This window comes from Sulfurisphaera tokodaii str. 7, from assembly GCF_000011205.1.
Lineage (GTDB): Archaea > Thermoproteota > Thermoprotei_A > Sulfolobales > Sulfolobaceae > Sulfurisphaera > Sulfurisphaera tokodaii.
Window position 1 is genome coordinate 569,440 of sequence record NC_003106.2, and the last position, 24,128, is coordinate 593,567.

Genomic DNA, 24,128 nt, shown 5'->3' on the forward strand with positions numbered 1-24,128 from the left:
TTTATTGGTTATGGATTATTACGCTATAGTGCATAATGATTTTGATGGTACTGCATCTGCTGCCGTATACGCTAGAGCTGTAAATGATCTTCCTAAAAAAGTATTTTTTACTGAACCTACTAAGATTCATAACTTTTTGAGTAAGTTGGAATTAAGAGGAGTAAATAACATAATGATAGCAGACATTGGTATTAATGCCTCAACGTTTGATAGTATACTTCAAAGCTTAAAGAGGCTAATTTCACAAGGAGCAAAAATTCAATGGTTTGATCATCATGTTTGGAAAGAAGAATGGAAGAAAACGCTTTCAGATATTGGCGTAGAAGTTTATCATGATACTTCTACTTGTGGTGCTGGAGTTATTGTAAAATATTTAAATCCTAACGACGAGTTTTCTAAGAAATTAACTAGTGCAGATTGTTCTGTAGATATTTGGTTACATGATGACCCTATGGGGGAGAAACTAAGAAGAGTTGTTGAATCTAACAGAGATTATAGTTGGAAGGAGTATCTTATAAAAAAGTTTTATCAAGGAATATTATGGGATGAAGAGTTTGAGAAAATTCTCGTAGATCAAATAGATAAAGAATTAAAAGGATATGAGAAATTACCAAAATATATTAGAGTTCTTAATATAAATGGAAAGAATGTTGTTGTCGCTGTAAGATGGAAAGGTCCGCCAGATATAAGTTATGCATCACAGTTCTTAATGAATAGATATAACGCTGTAGTATTTGCTTCTATTAATGGTAAGGCTATATCATTTAGGAGTAATTTGATTGAGGTCAGAAAATATGCAGAAAAGTTAGGTGGTGGTGGACATCCTTTAGCTGCTGGTGCTGGGTTAAAAGCTCCATTTTGGAGGTTCTTGCTTCATAAATTAGGTTATAGAAAACCTTTGTTAGATTGGGTGAGTAATATTGTAATTAATGTAATTAATGAGATAGGTTATGTGCCTTATCAAAGAAAAGACATAAGGATATAAACATCGATATTCGTCTTCTTAATATATAAACTCATCTATTAACTTTCATTTAAAAATAATTTAAAAACATGAAATGATACTAACTTATAGTGATTCTAAATGGTCAAACTATACTCTAAGTTCCCAGATGTTCAAGTATTAACAACAAAAGGTCCAATTGATTTCTACAAAGATATATTTGGTAAAGGAAAATGGTTATTCCTATTCGCTCATCCAGCAGACTTTACACCAGTATGTACAACAGAATTTGTAGCATTCTCGCAAAAGTATGAGGAATTCAAAAAACTTGGTGTAGAACTTGTTGGACTAAGTGTTGATAGTATTTACTCTCATATACAATGGTTAATGGATATTGAACAGAGATACGGCGTAAAAGTACCATTCCCAGTAATAGCAGACCCAGACAAGAAATTAGCAAGGATGTTAGATGCATTAGATGAGGCCTCCGGTCAAACTATAAGAATTGTTGTTCTAGCATCACCGGATGGAATAATCAGATTTGTTGCTCAATATCCAATGGAGTTTGGAAGAAATATTGACGAATTGTTAAGAATAACTAAAGCTGCAATAGTTAACTATAAAGCAAAAGTAGTACTTCCAGCAAATTGGCAACCTGGTCAAGACGTTATAGTACCGCCACCAGCCATATTTGATGAAGCAGAAATGAGAATCAAATTACCAAATGCAAAAGCATGGTACTTATTATTCAAGAAATATGAAGAACTTCCACCAGATCAGAAAGTCTGAATCAATACAATTTTTTTATTTGCCGGTAAAGCTACATTATAAACCCTCACGTTCCTGACCACGCTAAATGTTATTTTTGCATAATGTGCATGGCCATGTATTGCGATATGTGGCAAACATTCTGCCTCTTCAATAATTCTATCACCTAACTGTGGATAAGCACTCTTTCTTTCCCCAACCACAGTAGAAAAACTTGAGGCATAATGAGTTAATAATATTTTTAGATCTCCATCTTCACATAACATTCTAAGAATTTTCTCCTTTCTTTTTCTGTAGAATTCTTCATCAAATCCGTTAAGTTTTTGCCATTTAGTTGGTTCCTCTAATACACCTTCACTTCCTACTATAGTTACTTTTTTTCCATTGATATCCAATTTAGCAACTTCATCTTCAAGCCATATGATCTTATCAAAATATTTCCTATAATATTCTCTTTTTTCTGCAAAATCCTCATTACCAAACACTGCAACTGTAGTATACTTTTTCAAGACATCATATATAGGATAGAAATGATTATACTCACCTTCATTAACTAGATCACCAGCTAGGAGGAATAAGTCTATTTTTACATTTCTGATATTATTATATGCCATAAAGAATTGCGTAAGATATTTTGGTGAATGAATATCTGACGTAGAAGCTATAAGCATAATTTAAATTATTCTTTCTGCATAAGAAATTTAATTGTGAAATTAGAAGGAATAGCGGATTTACCGCTACATACTGGTCATGTTCCTCCATGGTTAGCTCAAATTATGAAAAGATTAAGTAAAGCCATTATAGATATTATGGTCATTGAATGGGGACCAGAAAAAGTTGTAGAAAGGCTTTCTAACCCATTATGGTTTCAAGGATTTAACAATATTATAGGAATGGATTGGGATTCTTCTGGTTCTACGACCGTAACTTTAGGAATACTAAAAGAAGTTATAAAACCTGAAGAGGAAGGAATAGCGTTTCTAGGAGGAAAAGGTAGAAATGCAATAAAAGTGCCAGAAGAGCTATTTATCCTTTCAAAAAAGTTCGACTTAGATTATGAAAAACTTGTGAGAGCTAGTAGATTAGTAGCTAAAGTCGATAGTGTGCTAATACAAGATTCTCACACTCTTTATCATCATTCTTTTATGGTAACAACAACAGGTAAGTGGGGTATAATACAACAGGGTATGAATATAGAAACTAGATTTGCAAGAAGATATCACTGGAAGGAAACAGAAAATTTTGTAAGTGAACCTCATTCTGGTATAGCTGGTACTAAGCAGAACCTAGCAATAAACGTAGTTGAAAAAGATAAAGAAAATACAAGAAAATTAATAGTAGATCTAGTTAGAGAAAGACCTTCTAATATTGTTGGTCAAGTTAAAAGAGCCATGTCTATGCTTAAAGGTCAAACTACCTTAGATTCTTTCAATAAAGCGTTCAACGTCATAATTTCTCCACAAGCTAAATTAATTTATATGAAGCCTATAGATGTAAACAAAATACAGAATGTATTACAGCAATTATATGAATATAATCCCTCAAATTTAGAGGAAGTTTTACTTAATGGACTAGGTCCCTCTACAGCGAGGGCATTATATTTGGTTGCTGATCTGATATATAATGAACCACCTTCATACAACGACCCGGTAAATTACCCATATGATCCATTTAAATATGCTTTTGCTAGTGGTGGTAAAGACGGAATTCCGTTTCCCGTAAATAGGAAAGTTGCATGGGAGGTTATTTATACACTAGAAGATATTATAGAAAAAGCTAAGCTTGAAAGGAAAGATAAAGATTTTGCCTTAAATAAATTAAAAGAGATGGTAAAGTATGGAGATAAAGAAAGGTCTTGAAGACGTTTATGTTAAAGAAACAGAGATAACATATATTGACGGGGAACTAGGTAGGTTATATTATAGAGGTTACTCCATATATGACTTGGCTGAATTCTCTAATTTTGAAGAAGTAAGTTACCTAATATTATATGGTAAATTACCAAATAGAGAAGAATTAAACTGGTTCCAGGAAAAGCTAAGGGAAGAAAGATACTTACCAGATTTTATAATAAAATTTCTAAGAGAAGTGAGAAAAGATGCCCAACCAATGGATATACTAAGAACTGCTGTGAGCTTACTTGGTATTGAAGATTCAAAAAATGATGAACGAACTGATATAAAGGGCATAAAATTAATTTCAAAATTCCCTACTATTGTAGCTAATTATGCAAGATTAAGAAAAGGGCTAGATATAATTGAGCCAGATCCTAAACTTTCACACTCGGAGAATTTCTTGTACATGCTATATGGAGATAGACCAAATGAAATAAAATCAAAGGCTATGGATGTCACATTAATCTTACATATTGATCATGAAATGAACGCATCAACCTTTGCCTCATTAGTTGTAGCCTCTACTTTTTCAGATTTATATTCTTCTATAGTAGCTGGGATATCAGCATTGAAAGGGCCTTTGCACGGAGGGGCAAACTATGAGGCACTAAAAATGTTTAAGGAAATTGGATCTCCCGAAAAAGTTAACGATTATATTCTAAATAGGCTTTCTAACAAACAAAGAATAATGGGATTTGGACATCGTGTTTATAAAACTTATGATCCAAGGGCAAGAATATTAAAACAGTATGCTAAACTATTAGCTGAAAAAGAAGGAGGAGAAATATATACTTTATATCAAATAGCTGAGAAAGTTGAAGAGATTGGAATAAAGTATTTAGGTCCTAAAGGTATATATCCTAATGTTGATTTCTTCTCCAGTATTGTTTTCTACTCTTTAGGTTTCGAGCCAGACTTCTTTCCGGCAGTTTTTGCTTCAGCCAGAGTAGTTGGCTGGGTTGCTCATATCATGGAGTATATAAAAGATAATAAGATAATTAGGCCTAAAGCATACTATAAAGGGGAAATAGGAAAGAAATATATTCCAATTGATAGTAGGTAATATTAAATTGATAAAAATTAGGATAAATAAAGAGGAAGAATTATTCAGTAAGTTAGTTAAGATGGGTGAAGATATTAAAACTGCTTGTGAAACATTAAAGCAACTATTTCTAGGTGCAATTTATAATAATGAAGATGCGGTTAGTAGTAATTTAGTAAAAATAAAGACTATAACTGAAAAAATAGCAATGGCTAGAGAAGAAATTTTAGAACTTTTATACGGTGGAGCGTTTTTACCCGATTTTAAGGAGGCCATGGTAATGTTAACTCAAGCATTATACCATACGAGTACATCTATAAAAGATTCAGCAAGATCTCTAGCATCAAGAAAGCCCTCTGAAAAATGCATTATCAGTATAAGGGAAAGTCTATTATCTTATCTTTCTCTTATTCAAGAAGCTTCAGAAAAAGTAATATTAATGCTTTCAACTCTTTCAAGAGATATGCAAGAAGCCCTGAAAGTAGGCAGGGAAATACAAATGTTGGAAAGAGCTGGAGATGATATGAAAGATACTCTAATAACAAAACTTTATGAATTGGAGAAAGAAATCGATTTAATAACAATTTTACAAATGCGTGATGTAATCTTCTTCCTTGACGATATTTTAGATTCAATGGAGGATGCAACTTTAAGTGTAGAAATTCTATATGCAACGTTAAAGGCCTAAAATGCTTTTTAATACACCATAAGTAGCTAAGCTAACTATTATTGCTAGAATTGGGGATACTGTCCAACCCCTAGCTATTTGTAATAATTGCCTTTTTATATCAAAACCAAAGCTCCTAAAACTCAGACCTATAATTCCTCCCATTATAGTTTGAGTTATTGAAATGGGAACACCAAATATAGTAAAAATTTCTGAAATTATATCACTACCAATTAGTGCTGATGAAGCCCCTATATATCCAAGTCTTGTAACTCTAAAACCTACTGTAATGGCTGCTTTCTTAGAACTTAGGTAAAGACCAAGAACAGAAGCAATTGCATAAGTTAAAGCCGTAATATAATAAGGCTCTGCAATTACTCCAGCTGATATTATTATTCCGATTGCATTAGCACCAGTAACATATGAAGTAAATATTGATGCTAAAATTAAAGAATATTTATAATATTTTATTTGTTTTAAGAAATTTCTTCTATTTCCTATTACTTTTAAGAGAATAAAGTACATAGATAAGGAAGTCACAATAGCTATAGACGGTGAAATACCCCACGAGCCTACAGTAAACCAGAATTTTCCCCAATCAAAATCTATTACTCCTCTGGAGATTAAAACTAGAACAGCAATAGAAGGATAAATCATTTGGCTTAATGATGCCGGTATACCTAATTTATTTAAATAATAAAATGTAGTAGTTGAAGCCAAAAGTATAGAAGATAATAAGATTTCTAAAATAATTATTTGATCAGATTTAACTATCCCGTAAACGCTATTAAGCATTGTGTAACTACCTAAAAAAGCACCTATAAATAAGGAAATCGCATTAATAGTATATGCATGTTTTCTTTTTAATACGTTTGTAGAGAGTAAAATTCCTAAAGATACCGCAGAATTATTTCCTCCAACACTAAATGAAGCTAGTAACCCTACAATAAAGATTAGTAATAACAAAGTATTCATATTTTCTTCTTTTCCTCGTTTTCGATACTCTTTAGATACTGTATATACTCTATAATCGCATCTCTAATTAAATCACTTCTATTAGAATAACCTAGCATTTTTGTCATTTCATCAATTTCTCTCAGAAAATCTTCTTCTAATTTAAATGAAATTGTCTTAACTTCTCCTAAGTCAATTTCAAATGTTGTTTCATTTACTTTTCTTATAGTAGCCATAAGTATCATAAACAAATTGTAAGGACATATAAAAAACCTTTTCTCATACGGACATCCACGATAGAACTTATATAATGCTATATAGAGTTACATTTTTCAAATAAGGACTATTAAGGGCAAAAATCCTTTTAAGACTTAATAAAAGAAAGATTATAGTTTTACAATGGAAACAATTTCTATTGACGATTTGCCGTTAGACATAAAAATTATAGATATTTTAAAAAGAAGAGGAATTAGAACTCTTAACCCACCACAATCTGAAGCAATAAGAAAAGGTTTACTAGATGGAAAAAGACTCTTAGTAACATCTCCTACTGCTTCTGGTAAAACTCTCATTGCAGAACTAGGTATGATAAATTATCTTCTATCAAAAGGCGGAAAAGCAATATATATTACCCCACTTAGAGCATTAACTAATGAAAAATATAATACGTTTAAAGATTGGGAAACTCTTGGTATAAAAACTGGAATGACAAGTGGAGATTACGATACTGATGACGCATGGCTCGAAAATTATGATATAATAGTAACTACTTACGAAAAATTAGATTCTTTATGGAGACATAAGGCTAAATGGCTTAACGAGGTTTCATATTTTGTTTTAGATGAGTTTCATTATTTAAACGATCCAGAAAGGGGTCCTACCGTTGAATCAGTTGCTATTAGAGCGAAGAAAAGAGGCATAGTATTAGGATTAAGTGCAACAATTAGTAATGGTAAAGAGATAGCTAACTGGTTAAATGCTGAACTAGTAGCTACTAATTGGAGACCCGTCCCGCTAAAAGAAGGAATAATATACCCAGAAAAGAAAGGATTTGTAGTAGTGTACAAGGATAATACCAGCAGGAAAGTATATGGGGATGATGCTATAATAGCTTACACACTAGATATAGTTTCAAAAGGAGGACAAGTTTTAGTGTTTCGCTCTTCGAGAAAATTAGCCGAAAATACAGCTAGAAAAATAGTTCAATATATGAATTTTGTAAAATTAGAGGATAAGAAATTACTGGAAATCGCTAGAAAAATTAAAGAAGTCGAAGATGCAGGGAGTAATGAGAAAGAGGACTTATATAACCTTGTATTAAGGGGTGTTGCTTATCATCATGCAGGTCTCTCTAAAGGACTTAGGGATATAATAGAATCTTCTTTTAGAGATAGAATATTGAAAGTGATAGTGGCAACACCCACATTAGCTGCTGGAGTTAATTTACCTGCTAGGGCTGTAGTTATAGGTGATATTTATAGATATAATAGAAAAGTTGTCGGATATATGGATTTAATCCCAGTTATGGATTATAAGCAAATGAGTGGCAGGGCTGGAAGACCAGGTTTTGATGAAAATGGAGAAGCTGTTGTAGTTGTTAGGAACAAAAGAGAGGCAGAAAAAGTATACGAAAGGTATTTAATGTCTGATGTGGAACCAATTGAATCAAAATTAGGTTCAGAAAGTGCATTTTATTCCTTCCTTATTAGTATTATAGCATCTGAAGGTGAAAAAACCACAGAGGAACTAATGGAATATGTAAAGGAAACCTTACTTCCGAAAGAACTAGCTAAAAAATATTTTAGATCTGGGTTAGATTGGTTACTACAACATGATATCTTTGCTGAAATCAGTGATAAAATCACATTAACTAGATTTGGAAGAAGAATCTCAGATCTATATATAAATCCTTTCACTGCAGTAACAATTAGAGAAGCCTTAGAGAAGAATGAGAAAGGATGCGAAATAGCATATCTTCACTTGTTAGCTTATACTCCAGATGGTCCTTCAATTGGAGTTAGTAGAGCTGAAGAAGATGCACTTATAGATGAGTTAAATTGTGAACTATTTGTTGATGAGCCTGAAGATGAATACGAATTTTCAAATTACATATCAGCATTAAAAGTAGCTTATATTGTTTATGATTGGGTAAATGAAATAGATGAAGATACAATCCTAGGGAAGTATGGAATAGGATCAGGTGATTTAAGGGCTATAATAGATACAATGGATTGGTTAACTTATTCTGGTTATCATGTAGCCTCCGTCCTAGAATTAAAAGATCATAAGGATATCTTAGAAGAACTTCATGCTAGAGTTAAAGACGGAGTTAAACCAGAGCTGATTGAATTGGTAAAGATTCCTGGAATAGGAAGAGTAAGAGCCAGACTACTTTATCAACATGATATTAAGAAACCAGAAGACATTGTACTAAACCCAGAAAAGGTTAAGCAACTTTTAGGTCCTAACTTAGGTGAAAAAATTGTCAGAGAAGCTGCAAGAACTATTGCTTGAATATATATTATATCAGAAACAAGAATTCTCAATTCCATGTGATAGCATTGAAAAAATAAGGAAATTATTTTTAGCCTTAGGTAGAAATGTAGTAGTGAAAGAGAAAAAAGGAGAAGAATGTGTCATAATGGTATATTACCATGTTTCTTAGGATACCTATATTCTCTCTTAGTCTTTAGCATTTCTAATCCAGCTACAATTACTCTTCTAGTATCTTTTGGCTCAATGACATCATCAACCAGTCCCTTCTCAGCAGCCCAGTACGGATTTGCAAACAACTTCCTATATTCTGCTATTCTTTGCTTTAATACATCATCTGGATTTGAAGCTTGTTGAATTTCTTTTCTATAAAGAATTCTTACTGCACCTTCCGGTCCCGTTACAGCAATTTCGGCTGTTGGCCAAGCATATACTAAATCTGCTCCTAAACTCTTTATGCTCATTGCTATATGTGCTCCTCCATAAGATTTTCTAACAATTACTGTAATTTTAGGTACAGTCGCTTCAGCAAATGCATATAGCATTTTTGCACCATGCCTTATTATGCCTTTATACTCTTGATCAGTCCCCGGCACGTAACCTGGAGTATCTACTAAGCTAATTAGGGGTATGTTGAACGCATCACAGAATCTAATAAATCTTGCTGCCTTATCAGCAGCATCGATATCTATAGAACCGCCAAATTCTTCTGGGTTATTAGCTACTATTCCAACAACATTACCCGCAATTCTCGCGAATCCTACTATTATGTTTTGTGCCCAATGTTTATGAACCTCAAGGAATTCACCATTATCTACAATCTTGTAAATTATTTCCCTCATGTTATAGGGTTTTGCCGCATCATTAGGAACTATTTGTTCTACTCCAGTTGCATCTCTATCTGCTGGATCTCCAGTATCAATATAAGGAGGTTCTTCCATGTTATTTGATGGTAAATATGATAATAGTCTTTTAGTTAAATTAATTGCTTCTTGTTCACTATCAACCATGAAATGTACTACACCGGACTTTGTTGCATGAACGACAGCTCCACCCAAATCCTGGAAAGATACTTCTTCTCCTAAAACTACTTTAGTAATTTCTGGCCCCGTTACAAACATATAGTACGCGTCTCCTTTAATCATAATTATGAAATCTGTTAGTGCTGGCGAATAAACCGCACCACCTGCTGCTGGTCCAGCCATAATAGTTATTTGTGGAATCACACCAGAAGCCATTACATTCATTTTGAATACAGCACCATATCCTTCTAACGATAATGCACCTTCTTGTATTCTTGCACCACCAGAATCATTAATACCCACAACTGGTGCTCCTACTTTTAGAGCTAATTCATAAGCTCTAACAATCTTATTTGCATGTGTCTCTCCTAAGCTTCCTCCTAATACTGTAAAATCTTGGGCATACGCAAAAACTGTTCTACCGTCAACTTTACCCCAACCAGTAACAACACCATCTCCATAGAATCTCTGCTTATCTAGACCGAATTCCGTAGCTCTGGTAGTTGCAAAAGTCATAATTTCATTAAATTTACCATCATCAAACAAAAGTGCTAATCTCTCTCTAGCTGTAAGCTTACCTTTACTGTGCTGGAATTGTATTCTTTCATCTCCTCCTCCCTTATACGCTTTTTCTTTTAATTGTCTTAATTCTTCAATTAATTTTTCAACTGGAGGTTTTTCATACATAGACATATTTTATCACCATACTTTTTATAATAAAGAAAGAAAAAATATCATTTAATAATAAGTAATAAATCACCTTTCTTTACACCCTGACCAGGTTTTACCATAATTTTCTGTACTACTCCACCTACTGGGGCGGATATTACAGTCTCACTCTTCATTGCCTCAATAGATAATAATGGCTGTCCTTTGTTTACAGCATCGCCTTCTTTTACTCTTATCTGAACAATTCTTCCTTGCATTGGTGATAAAATTTCGCCTTCTTTTCCTTTTATCAACTCTTCAATCGACTTACCTTGTTCTATTGGTGTTTCCGTTATTCTATCTACCTTAAAGATCGTTTCATCATCTATTACAATAAAACCATTGTCTACGTATACTCTATGAACCTCACCATTAATCTTGAAGAGTAGTTCTCCTTCTCTCCATCCGGGTCCAATATATTCTATTTCAAACTTATTATCCTCAAAGCTGACGGTATCTTTATTACCTTGTTGATCGTAAGTCATTACATAGCTATCTCCTAATTCTGAAGATACCCTAAGTAACTTCATTACCACATCACCCTATAAGAGGATTGTTGCAATAAACCGTATGTTTTCCAATTCGACCTCTTTGTTTGATTTTGTGGTTGAGTAGAATTAACTGTAGTCGTTGCTTTCTTTAACAATCCTCTTTGATATAACGTTGCAGCTAAAGCGGCTTTCATCTGCTCTTTTGCTTTTAAGTATTTTAGGTATTGTTCTCTCTTCTCAGCTATATATGCAGTTGAGAATTTACCTTTTTGAAAATCTTCCTCTTGTGATATCCATTTGTATAGTTCAATTGTTGTTCTAACTCCACCTATTTTATAATCATTTAAAGCTCTTATTCCAGCCTGTATGGCATAAGCTCTATTTTCGCCATATACAATGAGTTTTGAAATTAACGAATCGTAAAATGGTGGTACGTAACTACCTAAAGTAACACCACTATCTACTCTTACTCCCGGACCAGTCGGTTCCTTATAGTATGTGATAAATCCCGAGCTACCAGTAAAGTCATTTAACGGATCTTCAGCATTGATTCTATATTCGATTGCGTGCCCTCTTACTCTTTTATTTAATTCTTCTTGGGTAAAAGGTAAAGGTTCACCTGCAGCGATATTTATTTGAAGTTTTACTAAGTCAATTCTAAATATCATTTCGGTAATTGGGTGTTCAACTTGAAGTCTTTTATTTAATTCAAGGAAATAGAATTCTCTCGTAGTATCTGAGAAAACTGTTTCAAATGTTCCTAATGTGTAATAATGAATAATTTGACCGAACTTGATAATTGGTTCAAACATTCTTTCTCGTTCTTCCATTTTTAGAGCTGGTGAGGGTGCTTCTTCAATTAATTTCTGATTTCTTCTTTGAATTGTACACTCTCTTTCCCATGCTACTACATAGTTGCCATATTTATCTCCTATTAGCTGAAACTCAATATGTCTTGGATTAACTGCCGCCTTTTCAATATATAAATCAGCTTTACCAAAGGCTTGATAAGCTAATCTTTTATTCCTTTCCCAAACTTCGACTAACTGGTCTGGATTATCAACCCTAGTTATTCCAGTACCTCCACCACCGAATGCCGCTTTTACCATTATTGGGTAGCCAATTTTTTCAGCTAATTTTAGAGCCTCATCTAAACTATCAACTGGACCGTCAGAACCAGGTGAAATAGGTACTCCAGCTTGTTTTGCAATTCTTTTGCCGTCTAGCTTACTCTTAATAGCTCTCATCGCATCTACTGGTGGTCCAATCCATGTTAATCCAGCCTTTACAACAGCTTCAGCAAAATCTGCGTTTTCAGATAAGAAACCGTAACCAGGATGAACTGCATCAGCATGAGCTTTTTCTGCTGCATCAATAATGGCTTGAATATTTAAGTAGCTTTCTAATGCTGGTGGCGGCCCTATATAATAAGCCTCATCTGCATATTTTACGTGCAAAGCATATTTATCAGCTTCTGAATACACAGCAACAGCTTTCATGCCCATTTCTTTGATTGCTTTCATAACTCTTACTGCAATTTCTCCTCTATTTGCAACGAGTACTTTTCCAAAAGGTGGCATTTTTACCCTACTTATAATAGAGTATTTATGGTTTAAAAAGTTTTAATCTTTCAATTTTAATCATACAGATTATAAAAAGAATATAATTATAAAAAGAAAAAGAACTCAGTGCTCGCGCATTTCATCACAGTCAGTTCCCGGATTCCACATCATGCGAGATAAATTCCTTCTTCTGCAATATATTTCTTTCTCGCTAAATCCATTAATTTTCTAGTAAATAAAATTGAATAAACAGCTACTATTATACCAAAAATCAGAGAGACCCATGATGCTAAAACAATGTTTCCTTCATTTGTAGCTACGTCAATTAATTTCATCATCCCTGTATGTACCTCTAGATTATAATTCTGTATTATGTCTGGCCAATATTCTCCTATTGCTAATCCTCCCCAAGCACTGTTTATAGTACTAGATAATCCTGCAATGATATAAGGAAATGTTCCCGGTATAATTACATATCTAAGTTTTTGCCAGAATTTGAAATCATAGTTTTTCATTATCTCCCAATATTGTTGTGGAAGGTTCTTAACACCTATCCAAAAACTATAAAATACATAGTAAAAAGTAGATATAAAACCTAGAAATAAAACGTAAAACTCATTAGTAAATGGCCCAAAAATTGAATGTATAAATGGTAGTGTAACCAAAAGGAAAAGCGGATAATATGCTGGGGCTGGAATAGCTGAATATGCTTGAATAATCGGAATCACAATTTTTTCAGTTTTCTCGTGAGTAGTAAGATAGTAACCGACGAATATCGCAAAAACGAAAGAAAGCAAAGCAATGATTCCAACTCTTATATAATCAAATAATATAGATATTAAATCAGACGGTAATGTTGAAATTAAGTAACCCCAGGTTGAAAGAGGTACAGAAATAATTGTTGATATCGCACCATATAAGATAAAAGCCAAAAGTAAGACTCCTGCGACAATCCCACTTATCTTCCAGAAATATTTATGTTCTTTTTCTTCGTCCTCTTCTTTAATGTTAGATCTTAATCTTATAGGTGTTGGGAAAACTTTTGCTAATTTAGCTGGATAAGATAGAGCACTAACTAATCTTGTAGAGTAACCAAAATGAATTCTTCCTCTTTTTCTAATAGAGATTTCAGTATCTAAACCATATCTTTCTACACTATATTTTGAAAATTCTCTAAGTAGTAAAGTAATCGCTATAGTAAATATAGCCAAAACCGCTATTCCATATAATGCGTCTGTATATTCTCCTTCGCTTACTAAATTAGCTATAACAGTTCCAATACCAAACACTTGATAAGTATGTGTTCCTACAGCGAACACTTCGCTAACAGTTATATAAAATAAGGCGTCAGCGAAACTTGGAATTAAATTTGCTGCAATTCTGGGTATAGAAAATGGGATATATAACTTAGTCATAGTTCCCCAAAATTTAAGTCTGTAATTTTCAGAAACTTCCAATAGATCTTCTGGCACGGTTTTGAATGCTTGATACTCACCCATCCAAATATTCCAGGTAACAGCAGTAAAAACAAGAAATAAGACAGCAAATTCTACTCCTAAACTTCCACCTATATCATATATAAAGAATATTAAAACTATAGGAAAGAAACTAAATACCGGAACAGATTCAAAAACTTCAATTAAACTAACATAAATATTTTCAAATATTTTATTTTTTATACTAGCATAGGCTAAAAACCACCCAGAAAATATAGAGAATAATATAGTAACCCAAACCCTTCCAATCGTTACTAAAGAAGCCAAAATGAAAGTAATTAAAAGTGGAATATTCATATAACTCATGCCTCCGTTTCCTTATTATTTCTTTTCTTTATTGGAGTGAGGGCTTTATATAACTCGTCTAAGTATTGTGCAAATTTAGGATCTCTCGGATCCCTAGGTCTTTCTAATTCAACTTTTATCTCACCCACTACTGTGGCAGGACTTCCATTTAAAACATAAACTCTGTCTGATAACTCTACTACCTCATTAAGATTATGAGAAACTAGCACAGCTGCACGCAGATTAGTCTCTGGAGAGAATATCATTTGGTAAATCTCTTGTCGTAATCCTTCAGCTGTTAGTTCATCTAAATGAGAAAATGGTTCATCCATTAGTAATACTATAGGTTCTGCAGCTAATGCTCTAGCAATGGCTATTCTTTGCCTCATTCCTCCACTTAGCTGTTTAGGATATAGATTCTCAAAACCAGATAACCCTACTATTTCAAGCATTTTTCTTGCAATCTTATCTTCCTCCTCTTTAGGCAATTTCCTATATTTTAAACCTAACTTAACATTCTCAAGTGCTGTCATCCAAGGAAAAGTAGCTATAGATTGGTGTACCAAGGCAATTTTAGGGGTAGGTTTTGTAATCTTTTTTCCCAATAGTCTAACTTCCCCTTCTCTTGGTTGTATGAAACCTCCTAATATTCTCAACAGAGTAGATTTTCCAATACCAGAAGGACCTACAATTGCTATTAGTTCTTTATCATATGCTGTAATATTTACTCCTTTAAACACAAAGTTATCATCAATATAAGCATAAGCTAAATTAATTCCTTCTAAGATTCTTCCATTTAACCACCATCTGTTAGTTTTTTGATATATTTATAAATTTTTTCTTTACCTATAATTCTGAGATCTTGTGTTAACATACTAATTTTATTATTAGGATAATTTAACTCTGTTCAAGTAAATTATCTTAGTAATATATATATAAATCCGCATATTTTGAAAAATCGAAAACAAAGTTTATAAGTATGTAAAGCGGAATTTTAAATGATAAGAATGGCTCTTGGCTCAGTATATGATGCAGCAATTATAATAGTAGTTGCCATAATACTAATCTTTGGAGCCTCAAAGCTACCAGAAATTTTTAGATCATTAGGAAGAGCCACTGGCGAGTTTAAAAAAGGAAAACTTGAAGCCGAAATGGAGCTAGCTCAGTTACAACAAGTGCAACAACAACAGCAAACACAACAACAAAAAGATCTTCAGAGTAAGATTGATGAGTTACAAAAACAACTAGAGGAGCTAAAGAAGCAGCAATCACAGAATAAGTAAATATTTTTTCTTCTTTTAGGGTGATAGGAATGCTTGGAAGTTTAGATGATTTTTTAATTGTTTTATTGGTTGGAATATTATTGTTTGCAGGTGATAAAAATTCTGTTAATTCTATAAAAAATTTAATGAAGGGTTATAATGAATTTAAGAAGAGACGAGACGAGTTAATGGCTGAATTAAGGAGAGAATTAAATGAAGTAACTGAGGAGACTGCTACTCCTGTTAGAGAGATTTCTAATAAATTTAGGTCTGGAATACAAGAAATAAATAGCAATTATTCTGAGGTTAAAAATAGTTTTCAAGATATGCGGGTTAAATTGCTTGAAGAAAGAATTAAAGAATTAGAGGAAGAAATACAAAAATTAAAGAGTCAAACTAAAAGTGATACTAAATGAGTATACAAAAACCGAGTACAGATAAAGAGGCTCCTCTGATTGAGCATTTAAAAGAATTAGGGCTTAGAATTAGAAACATGTTAATCTACCTCGCAATCTTCTTCTTTATATATTTTGCGTTTGGAATTTCTACTATTAAAGTAGGTTCATTTACTTTACCTATTCTATATCCTTCAATTTATGATAGTATTGCAATTCAATTTACAAACGCATTTCTAGATAGAGAAAAACCGTCCGGTTTACATTTAATTACCCTAAATCCTTTTGACCCATTATACTCTTCTATGTATGTTTCTCTTCTTTTAGCCATTATATCTGCATTTCCTTTAATATTTAGGGAGTTTTGGGCGTTTGTTGCTCCAGGTTTATATGAGCACGAAAAGAGAACAATCAGAAAAGTATTGTTACCAGCTACATCTCTATTTATAGCTGGAGCATCATTTGCATATTTTATTATTATTCCTTTTATGATGTTATTCGTTTATAAGCTAGATTTGAGTTTAGGCGTAGAACCTACATTAAGTTTAAGAGCTTATGTTAGTACGATTGTAACACTTATGATAGCAGTAGGGGCTTCCTTTGAATTCCCCCTAGTTATGACATCGCTTACTCAACTTGGACTTGTTAAAGCACAAACTTGGAGACAAAATTGGAGATGGGGTGTATTAGTCTCATTTATAATTGCATGGATAGTTTCGCCTGGTACTACTGGTGGTCTAATAGAAACAACTATTGCAGTTACTCTATCCAGTTTATATTTTATTGGAGTTATAGTTTCGTCAATTATCGAAAAGAGAAATACTAAAAACAAAAACCAATTACTAGTCAAATAACAAAAGTCGAACATATTTTAAAATAATATTTATTTTCTCTGACTCTTTCTTATACTCGTGCCTCAAACTTTAACGGAAAAAATCCTAAGTAGAGCCTCGGGTAAATCAGTAGCTCCAGGAGATGTAGTGGAGGTTAAAGTAGATATTGCAGCTTTTCATGACTTGACTGGGTATCATGTAATAGAAGTTATGGAGAAAGCGGGTATGTTAAAAGTTTTTGATAAACAAAAAATTGTAATAGCTTTTGATCATTTAGCTCCTCCACCAGATGTAAGAAGTGCAGAGATTCAAACTCAAATAAGAAAATTTGTAAAAGAACTAAAGATACCAAACTTCCATGATATAAATGTAGGTATCTTACATCAAATATTACTAGAAAAATACGCTAATCCAGGATATGTAATAGTAGCTGCTGATAGTCATACTACAACTTCTGGTGCTGTTGGAGCTTTCGCACAAGGTTTAGGTGCAAGTGATGTTGCAGCTGCAGTTATAACTGGCAAAACATGGGTTATGGTTCCACAATCATTTAAGATAATGTTAGAAGGTAAACCTGGTAAATGGATAAATGGAAAAGACGTAGCATTAAAGATCCTTGGCGATTTTAAGGCTGACTACTTTAATGGAATGAGTATTGAAATATTTGTAAGGGAACCGTCTGCATTTCCAATGGACTTTAGGGCAACAGTTTCTAATATGGGAATAGAAATGAATGCTGACGCGTTAATGTTTGTTCCAGATGAAGAGACAGTTAATTACATTAAGACTAACAGAGGTTATGAACCAAATATTGTTAGACCAGATGAAGGAGCAAAGTATGTTGATGAATATACGATTGATTTAGGAAAATTAGAACCCTTAGTTGCTGCTCCTCATAGTGTTGATAACGTTAAAACAGTTAATGAAGTTGAAGGTTTAGATGTAGATCAAGTATTCATAGGATCTTGTACAAATGGTAGAATAAGTGATTTCGAGATTGCTGCAAAAATTCTAAAGGGAAAGAGAGTTAAGAGTAGATGCATAGCAATACCAGCATCTTATGATTTATTTAAGAAGGCTATGGAGCTAGGCTATATAGAGACTTTAGTTAATGCTGGATGTATTGTTACATATGGTACTTGTGGACCATGTCTAGGAGGTCACTTTGGTGTGGCTGGCCCAGGTGAGACAATAGTTTCGACTAGTTCAAGGAACTTTAAAGGTAGAATGGGGAGTAACGATTCAAAAGTATATTTAGCTGGACCAGCAGTTGCAGCAGCTTCTGCTTTACAAGGCAAAATAACTGATCCGAGGAGATTCTCATGATAGTAGAAGGTAAGGTTTTAAAATTCGGTGATAAAATAGATACTGACATCATTATACCAGCAAGGTATCTGAAATACACTGATCCGCAATACTTAGCACAGCACGCAATGGAACCTCTAGATCCAGAATTTTATAAAAAAGCTTCTGCTGGTGTAATTTTAGTTGCTGGCAAAGTCTTTGGAATGGGTTCATCAAGAGAGCAAGCTGCTATTGCATTAAAGGCTGCTGGTGTTAGGGCTATTATAGCTGAATCGTTTGCAAGAATATTCTATAGGAATGCTATAAATAATGGGTTGCCAGCTATTGTTTTACCTGGTGTAACTCAGCTAATAAACGAAGGTGATTATGTAAAGATAAATGTAGAAACCGGAGAAATAATAGTGAATAATCAGAAAGTTTATAAGGGAAGAGGAATAACTGGAATGCCGTTAAAAATACTTGAGAGCGGCGGTTTACTGGATTATTTAAAGAAAGTTTCGGTTCAGAATCAAGGAGGTAACTGAAATAAAAAAGTTTGTATACAACTTTTTTAAATTATTTCTTATGAGGTTTACTTTCGTTATACTCTCCCTCATTTTTATGTTTATAGACGAGTCTTTTTCACTTTATATGCTTGAAAGGATTTACGGATACGAGGTTTTTAAATTAGCAATTACACCATGGTTTCTAATTCCTTATTCAATTTTAATATTTCTAGTAGAATATATTTTGATTAGACTTATATATTTCTCAATAACTAAATTTTTGCATTTTTTAAGGCGTTTAGTAGCTTTTCATTAGGCATGTTGTTCCATGTATTTTCAAATACTATGGTTTCTATGGGTAGTCTTCTATTCCAACCTTTTTCCTCTAGTTCTGGTTTTTCTGGGAATTTAGTTACATAACAAAGGGTTAAATACCCAATTAGTTCTACTTCATCCGGTATTCCTAGTATTCTTTTAACATCTTCTTTTCTAAAGAAACTTACCCAGCCCACCCCTATTCCTTCGGCTGTTGCGGTTAACCATAGATTTTCTATAGCTAAGACAGTGGAATAGTTACAAGTCTCTGGAATTGTTAATCTTCCTAATACATAGGGACCAAATCTATTTCTATCACAAGTTATAGCAATATTAACTGGTGATTCAAGTATAGCATCTATTTTTATCCTATCAAAAATCTTTCTTTTCTCTTCATCAAGTTTCTTCCTAAATTCTTCTCTTTGTTCATCAACTAACTCTTTAATCTTTCTTTTTATTTTCTCATCTCTTATTATTATGAAATTCCAAGGCTGTGAATAACCAACCGAAGGTGCTAAATGGGCTGCTAGAAGTATTTTAGCTAATACTTCATCTGGTATCGGGTCACTTTTGCAATAACTTCTGATATCTCTTCTTCTTTTTATAACTTCATATATGTCCATGGATAGGTTATCCATAAGGAGGAATAAAAATTATTTTGCTAAATATAACTGAGTTGCTTTTATGCCTTCTCCTAATCTTATCTCTTCTCCTAATTTATTCAGCACTCTTTCTATTGAAGCTATTGTTACTATGGCATCATTTTCAGTCACCCATCCCATATGGCCAATCCTAAAGTACTTTCCTTGCAATTTTGGATGAACCCCTGGAGCTAATTCAACACCCTCTGAAACTATTTCAGAAAGTACGTTACCAGCATTAACTTTCTTAACAACTACTCCTGTTACAGTGTTACTATATGCTTCTGGTTTTTTAGCAACGATTTCTAATCCCATTCCCTCTATTCCAGCTCTTATTGCACTAGCCACTTTTTCATGTCTTTTAATTCTACTTTCTAATCCCTCTTCATCTATAATTATTTTTAATGCCTCAGACAGCATTAATATTGTATGCACTGGAGGTGTAGAGAAATATGAGGCTTTTCCATTTTCCATACTATTCATAACTGGTAACCAATTCCTTAAGTCTAAGTAATAACCAGCAATACTTTTTTCATCTTTTAACCTTTCCATAGCCCTTTCGGAAAGTACTAAAATTCCTAACCCTGGAGGAACACCTAGGGCTTTTTGACTAGCTGTTAAATAAACATCAACTCTCCAATCCTTTGCCTTTACTTCTTCTGCACCAACACTTGAAACTCCATCAACAACTACCAAATCAACATAATCCCTTACGGCTTTCACACTATCCTTGATTGGTTGCCTTACTCCGGTACTTGTCTCCACATGTGTAAAAGTAACTAATGTATATTTGTCCTTTTTTACTTCTTTTTCAACTGTCTCTGGTTCAACATAATAACCTGGTTCTGCGCTTAATACATTAACTTTCACTGGATATTTTCTGAATATATTTATCCATCTATCTCCAAAGACTCCGTTAGTAACTACTAATACTTTTTCACCTTCTTTAAGTAATGATGTTACACTTTCCATTGCTGATGTCCCGCCACCTGGTATTAAAAATGGTTGGTATGTATTGTCAGCCTGGAACAATTCTCTTGTTTTCTTTAACGAGAATTGGAAAGCTTCCACAAATTCTTGAGACGTAAACCCCACATTATTTTTTAAACCTGCATATAGTACTCTGTCTAAAATATTTACTGGGCCTACATGCATTAAGAGCTTTTTTTCTTTTTGAATCATGAGATATTAAGGTGAAATATAATTATTTATTCTTTCTATTCATAAGTTTAGCAAAATTTTTCGATATTCTAGAATTTAACATAGAAATACCATTATTTACTTATTTAATAATACTGAACAATATATTAATTATGACTGATTTAGCTAGTTATATTGTTATACGAAGAACTTATGAGAATTTTAAAAGTGAACTATCTATGTGTAGTAATGTTAAGGAACTAAAACTGAAGATACAGAAATTCTTATCTTTCCTTTCTTCATTTGATTTTGAAATAGAAACTAAATTAAAAGAATTTGTCAGTAAACAGAAGGAAATAGCTAAAAAATTACTTCTGATCATCAATATAAGATATGTGATTATCTTTATATACAAATATATAGTTAATAAACTTCTGTCAGAATTAATAAACCTAATAAATGTGGTGTTAAGAGAGTTAAATTATAGAGGCTTTTAAGCATTCCTCAATTTTTTTAGCATCCTCTTCTGGGATAGGTCTTTTCAAATTTGCTGGAACATTCCTTAGATACTTAGAAAATTGAAATTTATCTTCTATGAATGAAAGATTCCAGATAATATCTTTAGAAGGACATTCGCCTATGATTATTGGTTCTAGCTTTATTCTATAAACTTCAATAGCTTTACCTACGAGCTTTTCATTGGGAAAGACTACTGTTTCATCATAAAACCAATCAGAAATTACTTTAAATATTCCTACGAATTTACCTCCGTATTTTTTAGCATAGTATTTACCCACATAAAATATTATAAAATCACCTGGTTTGATGTATTTCTCAACAGATTCTTTATGAAAACCAAAGAGGTTTGTTTTTACTACCGTCTCCCAAAAATCTTCTTGCACTGGAATTAGCCAATACATCAATTTTTAACTCTCAGTTAGGCTATATAAAAGTACTGTAATACTACCGTTTGAAAACAAGAGGTGAAATTGTGGGAGTTGTATTTTTAGGAAACTTTATTAGTTATCTGTAATAGTTAAATAACGTGAAAAAACTATTTCTATTTACTACCCCTAAAAGAACCTCATCAATAGAAGATTATGAACTTGATATATTATATAAAATTTCTGATAAATTTTCACTAGGTGATTTACTTGAATATAGTAGATGGACAGAGGGGAATATTAATTTTATTTATGCCAGATTTAAGGGTGGTTCTGTTAAGCTAAAATATATTGAGGGTAAAGAAGGTATTGCTCTTATTAGGGTTAAAAAGAGGTATCTAAACAAGAATAAGGATTTCAGCTAACATAACGGCAAATAAGCCGGACATAAATATCCCATCAAATGTTCCCATTCCTCCTATACTAACTATTTGTGGACTTGACTCAATTATTCTCTTTAGATTAAATAAGTCTGCACCAATAAGTGAACCTAAAACACTACTTACATAAGCTGATACTGGAACCAGATAACTCATTTTAAAGAAAAACGCATAGCTTATTAATGCTGAGAATAAAGGTGCTATTAAAGGATTCATCACGACCCCTACTCCAGTAATCACTTTTGAGAATACGTTGCATATAATGCTCAATAAAATTATATCTACAATAAGTAAAATTATAGAAAAACCATGAAAGGCTAAAAATATTAGTGTTATCGATAATAACGAAGGAATAATAGCTCCTCCAACATTAACAGCAACTAATGTCTTTCTTAACTGATAAGAGAGTCTAGGCACGTAAATAGGAATACCAAAAACGTATACGACATCAACCTCTGGAGCTAGTGCAGGTCTATTTATTTCTTTCACAACAATATTCACTGGACTAAGGATTAAACTTAACAAAGCTAGTTCTACTGCTAAAAAATAACTTATTGCTTCATTAACTCCAACTATCTTAAGTAAACTTGAAAAATATCCTATAGAGATAATGAATATTATTAGGCCTAAAAATGCATAACCTATAGCATAAATTCCCCTAAAAGGAGTTAGTATTAGAACTCTTTTAGCCACTAGCTATATTCTATTGTCTTGCATAAATTTTTAACAGTAATGTAGTCTGATAAAGTGTTCACATTAATTATTTCTCCTTCATAATAAATATTCTCATAATCATTAAGTTTCATTTCGTTCCATAAGCTAATTCCTACAAAACCAGATTTAGTTACAAGAGTGCATATAGATTTCTTACATGAATAGAGCTTATATATTGCTTCTTCTGGAATAAATGGAGTATCTGCAGGGACTACAATTACTGGCAGACCAACTTTGCCTATAGCTTGAATAACGTCATTTTCATAACCTTTACCGTCTGTAATAACTTTCTTAAAAGAGGAAAATATAAGAGGATTATATCTTGTTATGGCTAAATAAATCTCATCTGTAAAGTTAAGTAAGGATCTATAAACCCAATAGAACATTGGATAACCGCACAAGTCAATCAATGGTTTTAATGGTGATAGTCTAGTCCCTTTTCCTCCAGCCATAATAATTGCTTTCAAACTTAACCAACTCTTCCTCAAAATCTTCCTTATATACTTTATCTCCTTTTACTTCTAAGACATCTTCCCCTTCTACTATCTTACCTATGATTACTCCTCCAAACTCTTCAATTTTTTGTGGATTTCTTGTTACTACAATAAAAGCTCCAGATGAAATTAGCGTGTAAGGGTTAATATTCAAAGCTTTAGTAATCTCTAAAGTTTCTTGTAAAATTGGAGGATCTCTAAAGATAAACACTTTTTTCCTAGTAGCCTTTGCAACCTCTAATAATGCTTGATATATTCCTCCTTCAGTAGCATCATGCATAGCTATTACATCATCCTTAACTTTCAGTGCTTTTTCTTGAACTGGAATGAAATATTTTAGTTTTTTGGCCTTCTCTAATGTCTCATGTTTAACCCCCTTTTTAGCTAATTCATTTTCAAATTCATTAGCCAATATCCACGTCCCTTCAGTACCAGCAAAGCCAAAAACTCCTATATAATCACCAACTTTACCATCAGAGAGTTTCATTATTTTATCACTAAACGAAAATGCAGTTGTAACTACAATATCTTGTTGTAAACCTCTTGTAACTTCTGTATGTCCACCTACTACTGAACATCCAATAAAATTACATGCCTCATTAATTCCATCAATTATTACATCCAGATTTTCCTTTTTTGTAAGAAGAACAGTAGTTAAAACCCATTTACATGGAACGCCTTTCATGTTAACATCATTGCATGCAACTGCTACTGATAGAAACCCAGCATCTTTTCCTGATTCCGTAATTGGGTCTGAATGGATAACCAAATAATTTCCTTCACTCCTTATGATTGCATCATCTTCTCCTATTTCTGGGCAAATCTCACAATTTCCGATCTTTATTTTATTCAAAAAGTCTCTTACTGGAATTTTTCCAAAAAACATAAATTTTA

General features: G+C 32.8%; 28 protein-coding genes. 14 read left to right on the forward strand and 14 right to left on the reverse strand.

The window, feature by feature from the left end:
• Positions 1-10: 10 nt before the first annotated feature.
• The gene (locus STK_RS03295; protein ID WP_010978561.1) at positions 11-985 is read left to right on the forward strand and encodes a DHH family phosphoesterase; all 975 of its coding nucleotides are present in this window, start codon (positions 11-13) and stop codon (positions 983-985) included.
• Positions 986-1,084: 99 nt separating this feature from the next.
• Positions 1,085-1,732: a peroxiredoxin gene (locus STK_RS03300; RefSeq protein WP_010978562.1), complete on the forward strand. Its 648-nt coding sequence runs from the start codon at positions 1,085-1,087 to the stop codon at positions 1,730-1,732.
• Here the strand turns inward: STK_RS03300 and STK_RS03305 are convergent.
• Positions 1,720-2,382, reverse strand: coding sequence for a metallophosphoesterase family protein (locus STK_RS03305; protein ID WP_010978563.1), 663 nt, complete (start codon positions 2,380-2,382; stop codon positions 1,720-1,722). The genes STK_RS03300 and STK_RS03305 overlap by 13 nt on opposite strands.
• Positions 2,383-2,418: 36 nt before the next feature.
• On the opposite strand from STK_RS03305, the gene STK_RS03310 reads away from it, so the two are divergent.
• Genes STK_RS03310 through STK_RS03320 form a run of 3 tightly spaced genes read left to right on the forward strand, consistent with a single transcriptional unit; the run spans position 2,419 to position 5,336 of the window.
• Positions 2,419-3,570 (forward strand): DUF763 domain-containing protein, encoded by a 1,152-nt coding sequence (locus tag STK_RS03310; protein ID WP_010978564.1) that lies wholly within the window; start codon positions 2,419-2,421, stop codon positions 3,568-3,570.
• A complete protein-coding gene (locus STK_RS03315) occupies positions 3,548-4,669 on the forward strand; it encodes a citrate synthase/methylcitrate synthase (RefSeq protein ID WP_010978565.1) in 1,122 nt (373 codons plus the stop codon). The genes STK_RS03310 and STK_RS03315 overlap by 23 nt, the downstream gene beginning before the upstream one ends.
• 7 nt (positions 4,670-4,676) lie before the next feature.
• Positions 4,677-5,336: a DUF47 domain-containing protein gene (locus STK_RS03320; protein ID WP_052846896.1), complete on the forward strand. Its 660-nt coding sequence runs from the start codon at positions 4,677-4,679 to the stop codon at positions 5,334-5,336.
• Here the strand turns inward: STK_RS03320 and STK_RS03325 are convergent.
• Together STK_RS03325 and STK_RS03330 are read right to left on the reverse strand one after the other, a co-directional pair.
• Positions 5,325-6,290, reverse strand: a complete 966-nt coding sequence (locus STK_RS03325) for an inorganic phosphate transporter (protein WP_010978567.1) — start codon at positions 6,288-6,290, stop codon at positions 5,325-5,327. The two genes, STK_RS03320 and STK_RS03325, sit on opposite strands and share 12 nt — an antisense overlap.
• Entirely contained in the window at positions 6,287-6,514 is a 228-nt protein-coding gene (locus tag STK_RS03330; protein ID WP_010978568.1) for a ribbon-helix-helix domain-containing protein, read from the reverse strand. The genes STK_RS03325 and STK_RS03330 overlap by 4 nt, the downstream gene beginning before the upstream one ends.
• Before the next feature lie 154 nt (positions 6,515-6,668).
• Between STK_RS03330 and hel308 the strand changes: the two genes are divergently transcribed.
• Entirely contained in the window at positions 6,669-8,783 is a 2,115-nt protein-coding gene (hel308, locus tag STK_RS03335) for an ATP-dependent DNA helicase Hel308 (protein ID WP_010978569.1), read from the forward strand.
• The gene (locus STK_RS03340; protein ID WP_052846371.1) at positions 8,752-8,934 is read left to right on the forward strand and encodes a hypothetical protein; all 183 of its coding nucleotides are present in this window, start codon (positions 8,752-8,754) and stop codon (positions 8,932-8,934) included. Before hel308 ends, STK_RS03340 begins: the two co-directional genes overlap by 32 nt.
• Here the strand turns inward: STK_RS03340 and STK_RS03345 are convergent.
• The 5 genes from STK_RS03345 to STK_RS03365 all read right to left on the reverse strand — a co-directional run bounded on the left by STK_RS03345 (position 8,906) and on the right by STK_RS03365 (position 15,066).
• Positions 8,906-10,477, reverse strand: a complete 1,572-nt coding sequence (locus STK_RS03345) for an acyl-CoA carboxylase subunit beta (protein ID WP_010978571.1) — start codon at positions 10,475-10,477, stop codon at positions 8,906-8,908. The two genes, STK_RS03340 and STK_RS03345, sit on opposite strands and share 29 nt — an antisense overlap.
• Before the next feature lie 41 nt (positions 10,478-10,518).
• Positions 10,519-11,022, reverse strand: a complete 504-nt coding sequence (locus tag STK_RS03350; protein ID WP_052846898.1) for a biotin/lipoyl-containing protein — start codon at positions 11,020-11,022, stop codon at positions 10,519-10,521.
• Complete coding sequence (locus tag STK_RS03355; protein ID WP_010978573.1) at positions 11,022-12,563, reverse strand: acetyl-CoA carboxylase biotin carboxylase subunit; 1,542 nt, start codon at positions 12,561-12,563, stop codon at positions 11,022-11,024. The genes STK_RS03350 and STK_RS03355 overlap by 1 nt, the downstream gene beginning before the upstream one ends.
• Before the next feature lie 149 nt (positions 12,564-12,712).
• A complete protein-coding gene (locus tag STK_RS03360) occupies positions 12,713-14,338 on the reverse strand; it encodes an ABC transporter permease (protein WP_052846899.1) in 1,626 nt (541 codons plus the stop codon).
• Between the two features lie 5 nt (positions 14,339-14,343).
• Positions 14,344-15,066, reverse strand: coding sequence for an ABC transporter ATP-binding protein (locus STK_RS03365; protein ID WP_010978575.1), 723 nt, complete (start codon positions 15,064-15,066; stop codon positions 14,344-14,346).
• Between the two features lie 258 nt (positions 15,067-15,324).
• Here STK_RS03365 and STK_RS03370 point away from each other — a divergent pair, with 258 nt between their 5' ends.
• From STK_RS03370 to STK_RS03390, 5 genes are read left to right on the forward strand one after another with little or no spacing between them, the layout of a single operon-like run.
• Positions 15,325-15,609, forward strand: a complete 285-nt coding sequence (locus STK_RS03370) for a twin-arginine translocase TatA/TatE family subunit (protein ID WP_010978577.1) — start codon at positions 15,325-15,327, stop codon at positions 15,607-15,609.
• Positions 15,610-15,638: 29 nt separating this feature from the next.
• Complete coding sequence (locus STK_RS03375; protein ID WP_069168177.1) at positions 15,639-16,004, forward strand: hypothetical protein; 366 nt, start codon at positions 15,639-15,641, stop codon at positions 16,002-16,004.
• Positions 16,001-16,837, forward strand: coding sequence for a twin-arginine translocase subunit TatC (gene tatC, locus STK_RS03380; protein WP_010978579.1), 837 nt, complete (start codon positions 16,001-16,003; stop codon positions 16,835-16,837). Before STK_RS03375 ends, tatC begins: the two co-directional genes overlap by 4 nt.
• A 57-nt stretch (positions 16,838-16,894) precedes the next feature.
• Positions 16,895-18,142: a 3-isopropylmalate dehydratase large subunit gene (locus STK_RS03385; protein ID WP_010978580.1), complete on the forward strand. Its 1,248-nt coding sequence runs from the start codon at positions 16,895-16,897 to the stop codon at positions 18,140-18,142.
• Positions 18,139-18,645, forward strand: a complete 507-nt coding sequence (locus tag STK_RS03390) for a 3-isopropylmalate dehydratase small subunit (protein WP_010978581.1) — start codon at positions 18,139-18,141, stop codon at positions 18,643-18,645. Before STK_RS03385 ends, STK_RS03390 begins: the two co-directional genes overlap by 4 nt.
• Positions 18,646-18,878: 233 nt before the next feature.
• Here the strand turns inward: STK_RS03390 and bluB are convergent, their stop codons facing one another.
• Entirely contained in the window at positions 18,879-19,544 is a 666-nt protein-coding gene (gene bluB, locus STK_RS03395; protein WP_052846372.1) for a 5,6-dimethylbenzimidazole synthase, read from the reverse strand.
• Positions 19,545-19,574: 30 nt separating this feature from the next.
• Positions 19,575-20,744 (reverse strand): pyridoxal-phosphate-dependent aminotransferase family protein, encoded by a 1,170-nt coding sequence (locus STK_RS03400; protein WP_010978583.1) that lies wholly within the window; start codon positions 20,742-20,744, stop codon positions 19,575-19,577.
• Between the two features lie 11 nt (positions 20,745-20,755).
• Here STK_RS03400 and STK_RS03405 point away from each other — a divergent pair, with 11 nt between their 5' ends.
• Entirely contained in the window at positions 20,756-21,199 is a 444-nt protein-coding gene (locus tag STK_RS03405) for a hypothetical protein (protein WP_010978584.1), read from the forward strand.
• On the opposite strand, the gene STK_RS03410 is transcribed toward STK_RS03405, so the two are convergent.
• On the reverse strand, positions 21,179-21,622 hold the full coding sequence (locus STK_RS03410; RefSeq protein WP_010978585.1) for an EVE domain-containing protein: 444 nt from the start codon (positions 21,620-21,622) through the stop codon (positions 21,179-21,181). The genes STK_RS03405 and STK_RS03410 overlap by 21 nt on opposite strands.
• A gap of 125 nt (positions 21,623-21,747) precedes the next feature.
• On the opposite strand from STK_RS03410, the gene STK_RS03415 reads away from it, so the two are divergent.
• Entirely contained in the window at positions 21,748-22,011 is a 264-nt protein-coding gene (locus STK_RS03415; protein ID WP_052846374.1) for a hypothetical protein, read from the forward strand.
• Here STK_RS03415 and STK_RS03420 read toward each other — a convergent pair.
• Genes STK_RS03420 through STK_RS03430 form a run of 3 tightly spaced genes read right to left on the reverse strand, consistent with a single transcriptional unit; the run spans position 21,985 to position 24,120 of the window.
• Positions 21,985-22,719: a DUF1614 domain-containing protein gene (locus STK_RS03420; protein ID WP_010978586.1), complete on the reverse strand. Its 735-nt coding sequence runs from the start codon at positions 22,717-22,719 to the stop codon at positions 21,985-21,987. The two genes, STK_RS03415 and STK_RS03420, sit on opposite strands and share 27 nt — an antisense overlap.
• Complete coding sequence (locus tag STK_RS03425) at positions 22,719-23,207, reverse strand: NTP transferase domain-containing protein (protein ID WP_052846375.1); 489 nt, start codon at positions 23,205-23,207, stop codon at positions 22,719-22,721. The genes STK_RS03420 and STK_RS03425 overlap by 1 nt, the downstream gene beginning before the upstream one ends.
• Entirely contained in the window at positions 23,170-24,120 is a 951-nt protein-coding gene (locus tag STK_RS03430; RefSeq protein WP_052846376.1) for an AIR synthase family protein, read from the reverse strand. The genes STK_RS03425 and STK_RS03430 overlap by 38 nt, the downstream gene beginning before the upstream one ends.
• Positions 24,121-24,128 lie beyond the last annotated feature (8 nt).

Excerpts from the sequence above, each read along its gene's own strand:
- STK_RS03305 (WP_010978563.1), bottom strand. The coding sequence starts at position 2,382 with ATGCTTATAGCTTCTACGTCAGATATTCATTCACCAAAATATCTTACG.
- STK_RS03295 (WP_010978561.1), top strand. The coding sequence starts at position 11 with ATGGATTATTACGCTATAGTGCATAATGATTTTGATGGTACTGCATCT.
- bluB (WP_052846372.1), bottom strand. The coding sequence starts at position 19,544 with ATGGACATATATGAAGTTATAAAAAGAAGAAGAGATATCAGAAGTTAT.
- hel308 (WP_010978569.1), top strand. The coding sequence starts at position 6,669 with ATGGAAACAATTTCTATTGACGATTTGCCGTTAGACATAAAAATTATA.
- STK_RS03370 (WP_010978577.1), top strand. The coding sequence starts at position 15,325 with ATGATAAGAATGGCTCTTGGCTCAGTATATGATGCAGCAATTATAATA.
- STK_RS03410 (WP_010978585.1), bottom strand. The coding sequence starts at position 21,622 with ATGTATTGGCTAATTCCAGTGCAAGAAGATTTTTGGGAGACGGTAGTA.
- STK_RS03375 (WP_069168177.1), top strand. The coding sequence starts at position 15,639 with ATGCTTGGAAGTTTAGATGATTTTTTAATTGTTTTATTGGTTGGAATA.
- STK_RS03300 (WP_010978562.1), top strand. The coding sequence starts at position 1,085 with ATGGTCAAACTATACTCTAAGTTCCCAGATGTTCAAGTATTAACAACA.
- STK_RS03390 (WP_010978581.1), top strand. The coding sequence starts at position 18,139 with ATGATAGTAGAAGGTAAGGTTTTAAAATTCGGTGATAAAATAGATACT.
- STK_RS03355 (WP_010978573.1), bottom strand. The coding sequence starts at position 12,563 with ATGCCACCTTTTGGAAAAGTACTCGTTGCAAATAGAGGAGAAATTGCA.
- STK_RS03345 (WP_010978571.1), bottom strand. The coding sequence starts at position 10,477 with ATGTCTATGTATGAAAAACCTCCAGTTGAAAAATTAATTGAAGAATTA.
- STK_RS03360 (WP_052846899.1), bottom strand. The coding sequence starts at position 14,338 with ATGAATATTCCACTTTTAATTACTTTCATTTTGGCTTCTTTAGTAACG.
- STK_RS03400 (WP_010978583.1), bottom strand. The coding sequence starts at position 20,744 with ATGATTCAAAAAGAAAAAAAGCTCTTAATGCATGTAGGCCCAGTAAAT.
- tatC (WP_010978579.1), top strand. The coding sequence starts at position 16,001 with ATGAGTATACAAAAACCGAGTACAGATAAAGAGGCTCCTCTGATTGAG.
- STK_RS03350 (WP_052846898.1), bottom strand. The coding sequence starts at position 11,022 with ATGAAGTTACTTAGGGTATCTTCAGAATTAGGAGATAGCTATGTAATG.
- STK_RS03325 (WP_010978567.1), bottom strand. The coding sequence starts at position 6,290 with ATGAATACTTTGTTATTACTAATCTTTATTGTAGGGTTACTAGCTTCA.
- STK_RS03330 (WP_010978568.1), bottom strand. The coding sequence starts at position 6,514 with ATGATACTTATGGCTACTATAAGAAAAGTAAATGAAACAACATTTGAA.
- STK_RS03315 (WP_010978565.1), top strand. The coding sequence starts at position 3,548 with ATGGAGATAAAGAAAGGTCTTGAAGACGTTTATGTTAAAGAAACAGAG.
- STK_RS03430 (WP_052846376.1), bottom strand. The coding sequence starts at position 24,120 with ATGTTTTTTGGAAAAATTCCAGTAAGAGACTTTTTGAATAAAATAAAG.